The sequence below is a fragment of the Pseudoalteromonas sp. 2CM28B genome (assembly GCF_023161935.1).
Genome location: NZ_JALNTH010000005.1, coordinates 55,263 through 66,256 on the forward strand (window position 1 = coordinate 55,263; position 10,994 = coordinate 66,256).

Here is a 10,994-nt window from a genome sequence, read left to right on the forward strand (position 1 = left end):
TGCTATCATCGGCACATTATAGTTAAATATTTTTTTGAGGATAAAACATGGCTCAGCATTTTGATTACATTGCGATTGGTGGTGGTAGTGGCGGTATTGCCTCTGCTAACCGTGCGGCAATGCGTGGCGCTAAAGTAGCGCTTATCGAAGCAAAACACATGGGCGGCACCTGTGTTAATGTAGGCTGTGTGCCTAAAAAAGTAATGTGGCATGGCGCACAAGTTGCTGAAGCAATTAACTTATATGCACCTGATTACGGCTTTAACGTAGAAGTAAAAGACTTTAACTGGAGCAAACTCGTTGAGAGCCGCGAAGCGTACATTGGTCGCATTCATAAAGGATACGACAACGGTTTAGCTAACAATGGCGTAACCGTAATTAATGGTTTTGCTAAATTTGTTGATAGCAAAACCGTAGAAGTAAACGGCGAGCATTACACGGCCGATCATATTTTGATTGCAGTAGGTGGACGTCCGCATACTCCTAATATTCCAGGTGCTGAGTACGGTATAGACTCAAATGGCTTTTTTGAATTAACAGAGCAGCCAAAGCGAGTAGCGGTAATTGGCGCAGGTTACATTGCTGTAGAACTTGCCGGTGTACTACATGGTTTAGGCACAGAAACTCATTTATTTGTACGCAGACACGCGCCGCTTCGTAATTTTGATACGCTACTGGTTGAAACCCTAGTAGAGATCATGAAAAAAGAAGGCCCAACACTGCATACCGAATGCTCGCCTAAAGAAATTGTTAAAGAAAGCGATGGTAGCTTAACCATTCATTTTGAAAATGGTTACAGCCAAAATGTTGACCAAGTAATTTGGGCTATTGGCCGTGAGCCAAGCACCGATGTAATTAACATTGCAGCAGCAGGGGTTGAACTAAATAGCTCTGGTTATGTAAAAGTAGATGAATATCAAAATACAAACGTACCTGGTATTTATGCTGTAGGCGATATTATTGAGCACGGTATAGAACTTACGCCTGTCGCTGTTAAAGCCGGTCGCACCCTATCAGAGCGTTTATTTAATAAAGACCTACCTGATGATTTAAAAATGGATTACAGCCTTGTACCTACTGTGGTATTTAGCCACCCACCTATTGGTACTATTGGTGAAACCGAGCAAGAAGCTATTGCTCGCCACGGCGAAGAAAACGTAAAAGTGTACAAGTCGGGCTTTGCCGCTATGTACACAGCCGTTACACAACACCGCCAACCTTGTGCAATGAAGCTTGTATGCGTAGGCCCTGAAGAAAAAGTAGTTGGCTTACACGGCATTGGTTTTGCCGTTGACGAAATGATTCAAGGCTTTGCGGTTGCTATGAAAATGGGCGCAACTAAAGCTGATTTTGATGCTGTTGTTGCACTGCACCCTACAGGCTCAGAAGAGTTTGTGACGATGCGCTAAGCAAATTCTGCTTATAACGTTAAAAGCCCTTACTATGTTTTAGTAAGGGCTTTTTTATGCTTAACGCATTTAACCCTATACAGCACAACTAATTAACTCAACTTATTACAAAAAACACATCATAAATACATAATATAAAAACATAACCCATTAATTTAACAGCAAAAAACTTAGACCGATAAATATATAAAAAGTTTCTATAATGTTTTGGCTTTTAGCCATTTTTATAATTAAACTGCCGCGCATTGTTTTCTATTTGAGCTTTTATATGTTTTTACTGCGATCTTTTATTTACTTATTATGCTTAGCAGGTGTGGCTTTTTTAATTCAGCTTGAAGGTTTTGATTTACAGCAAAATGCACTTTACAGTGAAGAAACACTAACAGAACACATGCAAGATATTTTAACGTTTTTAAGTTGTATGCTGTTTTTTTACGCCTCACGTATTCACTCTGATCTTAAAATAGCCGCACTGTTACTGGCTGCATTGACAGCTGCTATGTTTGTTAGAGAATTTGACACCTACCTAGATATGTATGTGTTTGATGGCGCATGGCAAGCAATTGTATATACGCTATTAGCGAGCGTACTACTTTACTTAAAAGCCCAACGAGGCTTTATTTACAGCTCGTTAAAAGCCTATGCGCAAACACCGAGCTATGGTATTTGCCTATCTGGCTTAGTGACCTTACTCGCTTTTTCGAGAATGATGGGCAAGGGCGAGTTTTGGCACTCAGTTATGGGAGAACAATACGTTCGGGTAGTTAAAAATATTATTGAGGAAGGCATAGAAACCCTGGGCTACACACTTATTTTTATCGCTGCCATTGAGCTTGTATTGTTTTGCCAAAAACACGCTAAACACACGCAAGCCTCTATTACAGAGCAAACAGCCTAGCTGCTAAGTAATACCGGTTTAATTAAGTAGTAGCCATTCTAGCGTGCAAAATAAAGCGCTAATAGGGTTTTAACGCTATTCACCTATTGCTATAAATGGCTCATGTCTTAACACAATTGGTATAAGTGATTTTATGTAGCTTAAATTTGCTAATTGGTTTGATTACTCAATATACTTAGCGTGCCTATTGCTACTCGTATTTGGAAGTTATGATTAAAGACATACTCATGCACCCTTTTTTAGTTTCTGTGCTCGTGCTTGCCATTGCATTTGTGCTTAAAGTACTGGTTGATAAACTAGCAAGAAACCGCGCTGAAAAAAAAGAAAAAGACATTCGTTACATCACTCATAACATTAAGCACTTTATTAATTTTGTTATGGTGCTGTCGCTGCTATTTGTATGGTCGACCGAAATACAAAATTTTGCGCTGTCTATTGCTGCGTTTGCAGTGGCTATAGTGCTTGCAACACGCGAGTTTATACAATGCGTTATTGGCTTTTTTTACCTAGTTACCACCCGCCCGTTTAGAGTAGGTGATTGGATACAAGTAGGTGATTATTTTGGCGAAGTAGCCGAAACAGACTGGGTAAAAACCACCATGCATGAAATAGACATGCACACTTATCAGTTTTCGCGCAAAACAATTTATATTCCAAATAATAAGCTGATCACCAGCTCAATTAAAAACCTTAATTATGTAAAGCGCTTTGTTACTCATCATTTTACTATTATACGCAGAGAGAGCTTTAACCCTTATGTTATTCATGACGAATTAGTCAATCAGGCAAAACTATACTGCGAAGAGTTTCACGATGTAGCAACACGTTATAATTCGATGATAGAGCGTAAACTCGATGCCAAAATTTCGGGTCCGGCACCGGTTATTCACTTTGGCACTACAGAGCTTGGTGAGTTTAAAGCAAGCTTTACGCTATTTTGCCCAACTAACAAAGCACTTGAAATAGAGCATAAATTAACTGAGTGTTTTATGGCTTTGTGGTACGAACAGGCGAAGAAGAACAAAGAAGAGCAAAGCGAGGCGTAAACCTCGCATTGGTAACCTATAAAGCGCGAATTGCTTCGCGCTTTATTGTTTTATGCGGTGCCACCTACTGTAAGTTGGTCTATTTTAAGGCTTGGTTGACCTACCCCGACAGGAACGCTTTGGCCATCTTTACCGCAGACACCTACGCCTTTATCAAGGGCTAAATCGTTGCCTACCATAGAAATATGCTGCATCACCTCTGGGCCATTGCCAATCAGTGTTGCACCTTTAATTGGCTGGGTAATTTTACCGTTTTCAATTAAATACGCCTCTGATGCGCTAAATACAAACTTACCTGAAGTAATATCTACTTGGCCGCCACCAAAGTTTGGTGCAAATACCCCTTTTTTAACTGAGCTTATAATATCGGCTTGGCTATGCTCGCCCCCTAACATGTAGGTGTTGGTCATACGCGGCATAGGTAAATGCGCATACGACTCACGACGTGCATTACCCGTTGGGTTTACACCCATTAAACGCGCATTGAGCTTATCTTGCATGTAGCCTTTTAAAATACCGTTTTCGATAAGTACGTTATAAGCTGCAGGTGTGCCTTCATCGTCAACGTTAAGTGAACCGCGGCGATCAGCCATGGTGCCATCATCAACGACTGTACACAGCTCAGATGCTACTTTTTGCCCCACTTTACCGCTAAATGCCGAAGCCCCTTTACGGTTAAAGTCGCCTTCAAGGCCATGGCCTACCGCTTCGTGTAGCAGCACGCCAGGCCAGCCATTGCCTAACACAACTTCCATTGTGCCAGCCGGCGCATCAATTGCCTCTAAGTTTACTTTAGCTTGGCGTACAGCTTCTTCGGCAAAGCCCATCCAGCGCGGCTTGCCTTCAACTAGTTCTTTAAAGTAACCATAATCTAAGCGTGCGCCGCCCCCTGCACCACCGCGTTCACGGCGGCCATTTTTTTCAAGTAAAACGGAGCAGTTTAAACGAATAAGCGGGCGTATATCGGTAGCAAACGTGCCATCGCTGGCAGCAATTAATACCTCTTCGTATACAGCCGACATTGAACTAATTACCTGTTCAGCATCAGGGGCAAGTTCGCGTATGTAGTTTTCAAGCTCACGCAATAAACTCACTTTATCGCTGTCACTCATGCTTGATATTGGCTGATGCGGGGCAAATTGCTCTTTTGCTTTCACATCGCTAAATACTTTAATGGTTTTATCTTCGCCTGCATCGGCAATGCTACGAGCTGCCGTTGCGGCTTTGTTTAACGCTTCAAGGTTAATGGCATCAGAGTAAGAAAATCCTGTTTTTTCACCACTAACGGCACGTACACCTACTCCGCGCTCAACATTGTACGAGCCTTCTTTTACTAAGCCGTCTTCAAGCACCCATGACTCATGATGGCTTGATTGAAAGTATAAATCGGCGTAATCCACTTTATGCTGATGAATATACCCAAGCGTTTTTTCGAGTTCTTCTCGATTTAGCTGGCTGTCGTGTAATAAATGCTGTTCAACCGAATTCATAATAAATGCTCTCTAAATCGTTGATGAGATTGCACGGGCATATCTCTTCTAATTTTATTTAACTGGTTTAGGTCGGCGTAACCGCTTATAAACCCTACCCCACTTTCAAGCGTTGCTATTTGCTCGCCCCACGGTGAAATAATAATACTGTGGCCGTATGTTTGGCGGCCATTTTGATGTGTTCCATACTGCGCAGCTGCAATAACGTAACACTGCGTTTCTATTGCGCGTGCTTTTAATAAGGGTTGCCAATGTGCTTGCCCTGTAGGGACTGTAAAAGCACTGGGCACTAAAATTATTTCAGCCCCTTGGCGCGTAAGTGCGCTAAATAATCCGCTAAAGCGCAAATCATAACATACTGTTAAGCCAATTTTACCAAACGGTGTAGCAACAACAACCACATCATCGCCTGCCTGAGTAAAGTCTGACTCTCGATAGCTGGCGGTTTTATCGGCCACATCAACATCAAATAAATGCATTTTATTATACGTGGCTACGCATTCACCTTGGCTATTAAATAAGTGCGAGGCCGCAAAGTATTTATTATTTTTGTGTGGCTCAGGGATGGTGCCCGCATTTAACCAAATATTATGCTTTTTACACAATGCACTTAATTGCTGCTTGTAGTGAGTAATACGTTTAGCAACCGCTAGCGTATCATGGCCACTTTTACTAAATACTAAAAACGCCTCGGGTAAACATACAAGCATTGGCCTGGCTGTGGGGAGTTTATTTAACGCCTCGCCAAGGGTTGCCATGTTTTCATCGGGGTTAGTGCCTGAGCACATTTGCAAAGCAATTATATTGGCGTTTAGCGTACTCATTGTGTTGCTGTTACCGCGGCATCTTTAAGTGTGAGTGTACTGGCCGCTTGCGGCTGATTTTGCGCAGCTTGCGGTAAGGTAACTTCCTTACTTTTACGCTCAAGCTCTTGTACCACAGGGTCATTCATTTTGCCGGTTACTTTAAAGTTAATTTCGGAGATCACCCTTGCTGAGTGAATAACCTTATCAAGCGCTAAAGCGGCAAGCCCTGTGACGGGATTAACCATCCAAGCCACAATAACCGGAATACTAGATGTTACTTGTGGTGCCACTGCTAAATCGTAATCTATTTCAAGGGTGTTTAAATTAGCATAGCCGTTAATCGTTAAATCGGCTGGCACGCCATCCATTTTGGTATCTTTTGTGTAGGCTATACCTTTATCTAGCTGCATAGAGCCTTTTAAGCTGTTATAAAAAAAGCCTTTTGAAAATACATCTCTAAAATCGAGTTTTAATTTACGCACTAGCGAGTCAAGGCTAAGTAGCGAAAATACACGTGCCCCACCATCACTTATTTCAGCAATGTGGCCTTCACCTAAATCCCACTTAACTTCACCGCCCAAACTAGGTATATCAAAGTCATACGGGGCGCCTTGCCAAGCAAGGTTGTAGTTAATATCGGCTTTTGAATCTTTTATAGCGGTGGTGATATCAAATTCATCAAATAGCGCGCCTATATCGTCACTTTTAAGTTCACCATTAAATTGCGTAAAGCCACCTTGCCACTGCCCTTCGGTACGTAAAATATGGTCGCCCTTATCAACCACAAGCTCAGAAATAGTAAGCTTGTCGCCTTCACCGACCAGCGAAGCGCTCACTTTATCAAGCTGATAACTTGCCACTTTACAATCTGCACACTCAAATTCAATGGCAGGTACTGTGTTAAGCCACGCTAGGTTTTGCTCTGGCAGTACATCGGTGATCTCAAGATCTTCTTCTACTTTAGGTGCAAAGTTAAGTCTTAAGTAATCGCTATTTATGCGTATCGGCTGGCTTGGCTGAGAGCTAGGAATAAACACGTCAGCACGCAGCTCTTTGGCATTAAGCTTTAAATATAAGTCGTTTTGCTGGGGCGCTAAGCGCATTTCAAAATCGTTAAAAATAATGTCGCTAGCATTAACTTTGTCAATATGCGCAACCACTTCATTTAATGGCGGCATAATACCCTCAGACTGCTGGTCTGGCTTAGCTTGAGCGGCTTTAATTATTTGGTCTATTAATTCAAACCATGCTTCTAGTTGCGTTTGTTCAAGGTTAATATTAACGCTTAAATCTTTTTGATTTAGCCCTAAATCTTGCTCACCAAGTACAATATGCATATTACTAAATTGCGGCTGACCGTTTTCTAAAATCGCATTAAAATATAGCTGCTGATTAGCATTAGCCGTAATAAGATTTGAAATATCATCGCCTTGCACTATGCCCGTTAACGGCCAAACCTGTTCACTTGTTTTGCCATAGGGCGCTGGTAGCGTGCTCGTCAAGCCACGTAGCTCAGAGCTAACCTGAGCGCGGTAATTAAAGCCTTGCTCAGTAAAATTAAGTGCAAGGCCTATATCAACTTCACTTTGCCCACTCAGGTACCCTTTCAGTACACCTTGCGCCTGGGTTGTTAGTGTATCTGCATTTAGTAACGCCGTTATATCAATATTAGCGGTGTACTGCTGTGCTTCGCTTGCACTATTATAGTTAATGCTAAGCGGCATACCCAACCATGTAGCGCTGGCGTTTTGCATGCTAATTGTATCGTTTTCAAAGCTGAGCTCGCCGCTTAGTTTTTCAAGCGCAATGCCTGGGGCTGCAATATAAACAGGCAAATCGTTTAGTTTTACTTTGCCGTTTACACTGGCTCCACCTTTAAATTTAGAGCCAATCAAAAGAGTTACGCTTGCATCGGCTTGACCTTTACCTTGCACCACTTCAAAAATATTGGCCAGTGGGTTTGCAATCGGGGTGGCTGCAAAAAAGTCATGCAGTTTTTCCATTTGCGCGCGTTTATCTATTTGTACAATGAGTTCATCAGCGTGCATTAAATCGGCAATACTCACTTGCACGCTATCGCCTACTTCTAAATTAACTAACTGGCCTTGCTGGCTATAAATATCCATTCGCTCGTTGGCAAAGTGCAACTGCACATTGGCGTTAGTTACTGCCGGCCAATTGGGGTCAAACGCGTACGTTGCATTATCTATTTGCGCGAGTACATCAAATTGGCCGCTGCCATCGGTGAAAGGAAAACCTGAAAGCGGACCTGCAAATAATACTTGCGCCTTAGCTACTTCGCCCCCTTTTATTGCGCCATTTAAGTAGCTTACAAGTTGAGGGCTCATTGCCTTTAACGGAAAGTAGTGCCCAGCTACTGTGGCATCTTCTGCATAGGCTTCCGCGTAAAGATCTAAGCGAGGATCGTCGCTAAGGCTTACATTTAGCTCAGCCGCTAAGGTAACTTCGTTATTATCAAACCAAATATTATTACTGCTTACATTCCAGTAATTATCTGTTTTTGCTAAATCCAGATCGATATTAATTTGGTTGTAATCAATATTTTTACTGAAGCTGTCGCCAGTTATTAAAGTCCCATTTTCGCCAAATAGCTGCACTCGCCCGCGCTGCTGATTTATAAGCCCCGAGACTCTAAGTGCCTGCGCTGCAGGAATACCAGACACTTCTTGCCAGCCAATATTATTAGCTGAAAACCAGAACTGCCATTGCTCATCTGGATTAAGTTCTAGGTAGGCTTGATCGATAAAACCACTTGGTTTGCGGTTTAAAAGTGGCTGTAATGCTTCAAAGTTAGTTAACGACGCCAAGTTACTCAGTAAAGAAAGATCAACCTGCTGCAGCCACACTTTATTTTGCTTACCTAAGTTTGCCTCAAATTCTAGACTTGGCCAGGTTGTGTCGTTATTACTAAATGTCAGACCCGTGCTTTTTAAGTGCCAAGCGTTTGCCTCAGGAAATAAATGAAATCCCCCTTCGCTTAAGCTTACTTGTTTAGCTTGTTGGTTGTTTTGCCAGTGCACAAAGCTAGGTAACCACTGCATTTTTACATCGCTGATAAAACCATTTTCGAGCTTAAGCCAAGACTTTAAGTTTATGTCTGTGTAAAGCTGTTGTTTTTCAGTATTAATATATTGCGCCAACCAATTAGACACATCTACGCTATTTGCTTGAACGTAAATGTCACCCGCAATTTGCTCTATAGTTTTGCCACTAAGCGCGATACGTGCGTCAAAGCTACCCACACTAATGCCGGGCAAGGCGAGGCTGCCGCTTCCTAAATGTTGTTCATCTTGGTTTTGCCATACTATGTTTTCGAGTAATAGCTTGCGCTCTCTACCATCTTCTAAAATAAAATTAATACTCGAATTTTCAATAGCAAAATGCCCTGTATCTCCCAAAAACAGCTCTTCAATTAGCTCTTTTTGTTCAAACGAGACATCATCGTTATTGGTGTTATTAAATAAATTTTGAATATTTACACTGGTATGAAAGCCATTAATAACAAAGTAATTAGACTTTAACTGAAAGGCTTTAATGCTCTCCCATAGGTTAAGCTCTAGGCTTGTTTTGGCAATAGTGAGCGATATAGGCGCAGTTTCGTTATCCTTAAAAGAGAGATCTTCTAATACCAAGGCAGGGCCGGCGCCATGCCAACTGGCAGAGATTGCGCCTATAGAAAGACTAATGGCAAATTTATCGTGCAGGTAGGTTTCTATATCGCCTTTGTAGTCGTTTGCATAAGGTAAGGTGTACTTTAAAATAGAAACAATCACGGCCAGTAATACTAAAATTATGGCGCAGGTTTGCCATAACTTTCTAAAACAAAAAAAACAGACCGCTTTCGTTTTCATTACATCATTACCACATCAAACTGCTCTTGGCTGTATAGGCTCTCTGTTTGAATATTGACCTGCTTACCAATAAATAGTTCAAGTTCGGCAAGGTTATGATACTCATCATTGAGTAAGGCTTCACTTACTGCAGGTGCCGCATACACCATGAATTTATCGGCATCGTAGGCACGATTAACGCGCACTATTTCGCGCAGTATTTCATAGCATACGGTTTCGACTGTTTTTTGTGAGCCACGCCCAGAGCAAGCCGGACATACATCACACAAAATATGCTCAAGGCTTTCGCGGGTGCGCTTACGGGTCATTTCTACTAAGCCTAATGCGCTTAAGCCGTTTATGTTGGCTTTTGCACGGTCTTTAGATAGTGCTGACTCTAGAGAATGTAATACTCTGCGTTTATGATCTTCGCTGATCATATCGATAAAATCGATAATAATAATACCGCCTAAGTTACGCAGGCGTAGCTGCCTAGCAATGGCTGATGTGGCTTCTACATTGGTATTAAAAATGGTTTCTTCTAAATTACGATGCCCTACAAACGCACCTGTATTCACATCAACTGTGGTCATCGCTTCGGTTTGGTCGATAATTAAATAACCGCCTGACTTAAGCGTGACTTTACGATGCAGTGCTTTTTGAATTTCGGTTTCAACGTCAAATAAGTCAAAAATTGGGCGCTCACCTGGGTAATACTCAAGTGCTTGCGAAAGCAAAGGCACAAACTCTTCAGTAAACAGCTTTAGCTCTTGATAGGTTAGCTTAGAGTCAACCCTAATACGCTCCATATCTTCACCTACGTAGTCGCGCAGGGTCCTAAATGCAAGCGTTAAGTCTTCGTGTAATATACTGGCTTTATTGGTTTTTTTACGACGTGATACAATTTTTTGCCACAGTTTTCGTAAAAATTCAGCATCGTGTCTTAGCTCCGCTTCACTGGCGCCCTCTGCCGCTGTACGAACAATAAAACTGCCATTATCGTCGCCGTATTCTGCCACTATTTTTTTAAGTCGCGCACGCTCTTCTTCGGTTTCAATACGCTGACTAACACCTACATGCGTAGCGTCTGGCATAAACACTAAATAGCGAGAAGGAATAGTGATATCGGTAGTAAGCCTTGCTCCTTTAGTGCCTAGTGGGTCTTTAACCACTTGCACCATAATGTATTGGCCTTGGCGTACTAGCTCACGTATGTCTTGTACTTTTTTAATTGGCTCGTCGTCTACGCCCTCAACTATTGAGGCGCTATTGACTATGTCTGATGCATGCAAAAAAGCGGCTTTTTCTAGGCCTATATCAACAAAAGCTGCTTGCATGCCTGGTAGTACGCGGCTTATTTTTCCTAAGTAAATATTGCCTACAATACCTAGGTTGCCTATACGCTCTAGTTGAATTTCTTGTAATACACCGTTTTCGATTAGGGCAACACGGCTTTCACTTGGCGTGACATTTATTAGTAATTCTGTACTCATG

General features: G+C 42.1%; 7 protein-coding genes. 3 read left to right on the forward strand and 4 right to left on the reverse strand.

What is annotated here, in order from left to right:
• Positions 1–47: 47 nt before the first annotated feature.
• The 3 genes from gorA (at position 48) to MTN96_RS09155 (ending at position 3,353) form a co-directional block, all read left to right on the forward strand.
• A complete protein-coding gene (gorA, locus tag MTN96_RS09145; RefSeq protein WP_055254577.1) occupies positions 48–1,409 on the forward strand; it encodes a glutathione-disulfide reductase in 1,362 nt (453 codons plus the stop codon).
• 313 nt (positions 1,410–1,722) lie between these two features.
• Positions 1,723–2,307, forward strand: a complete 585-nt coding sequence (locus MTN96_RS09150; RefSeq protein WP_248531308.1) for a hypothetical protein — start codon at positions 1,723–1,725, stop codon at positions 2,305–2,307.
• A 209-nt stretch (positions 2,308–2,516) separates the two neighbouring features.
• Entirely contained in the window at positions 2,517–3,353 is an 837-nt protein-coding gene (locus MTN96_RS09155) for a mechanosensitive ion channel family protein (RefSeq protein WP_029772107.1), read from the forward strand.
• A gap of 50 nt (positions 3,354–3,403) precedes the next feature.
• Here MTN96_RS09155 and tldD read toward each other — a convergent pair whose 3' ends face one another.
• Genes tldD through rng form a run of 4 tightly spaced genes read right to left on the reverse strand, consistent with a single transcriptional unit; the run spans position 3,404 to position 10,993 of the window.
• Positions 3,404–4,843 (reverse strand): metalloprotease TldD, encoded by a 1,440-nt coding sequence (gene tldD, locus MTN96_RS09160; protein WP_024032486.1) that lies wholly within the window; start codon positions 4,841–4,843, stop codon positions 3,404–3,406.
• Positions 4,840–5,667: a carbon-nitrogen hydrolase family protein gene (locus tag MTN96_RS09165; protein ID WP_248531310.1), complete on the reverse strand. Its 828-nt coding sequence runs from the start codon at positions 5,665–5,667 to the stop codon at positions 4,840–4,842. The genes tldD and MTN96_RS09165 overlap by 4 nt, the downstream gene beginning before the upstream one ends.
• Positions 5,664–9,521, reverse strand: coding sequence for a YhdP family protein (locus MTN96_RS09170; RefSeq protein WP_248531312.1), 3,858 nt, complete (start codon positions 9,519–9,521; stop codon positions 5,664–5,666). The genes MTN96_RS09165 and MTN96_RS09170 overlap by 4 nt, the downstream gene beginning before the upstream one ends.
• Entirely contained in the window at positions 9,521–10,993 is a 1,473-nt protein-coding gene (gene rng, locus MTN96_RS09175) for a ribonuclease G (RefSeq protein ID WP_004585759.1), read from the reverse strand. Before rng ends, MTN96_RS09170 begins: the two co-directional genes overlap by 1 nt.
• Position 10,994 lies beyond the last annotated feature (1 nt).

What these genes read in the sequence shown, in the direction of transcription:
- rng (WP_004585759.1), bottom strand. Translation starts at nt 10,993, where the DNA reads ATGAGTACAGAATTACTAATAAATGTCACGCCAAGTGAAAGCCGTGTT.
- gorA (WP_055254577.1), top strand. Translation starts at nt 48, where the DNA reads ATGGCTCAGCATTTTGATTACATTGCGATTGGTGGTGGTAGTGGCGGT.
- MTN96_RS09170 (WP_248531312.1), bottom strand. Translation starts at nt 9,521, where the DNA reads ATGAAAACGAAAGCGGTCTGTTTTTTTTGTTTTAGAAAGTTATGGCAA.
- MTN96_RS09165 (WP_248531310.1), bottom strand. Translation starts at nt 5,667, where the DNA reads ATGAGTACGCTAAACGCCAATATAATTGCTTTGCAAATGTGCTCAGGC.
- tldD (WP_024032486.1), bottom strand. Translation starts at nt 4,843, where the DNA reads ATGAATTCGGTTGAACAGCATTTATTACACGACAGCCAGCTAAATCGA.
- MTN96_RS09155 (WP_029772107.1), top strand. Translation starts at nt 2,517, where the DNA reads ATGATTAAAGACATACTCATGCACCCTTTTTTAGTTTCTGTGCTCGTG.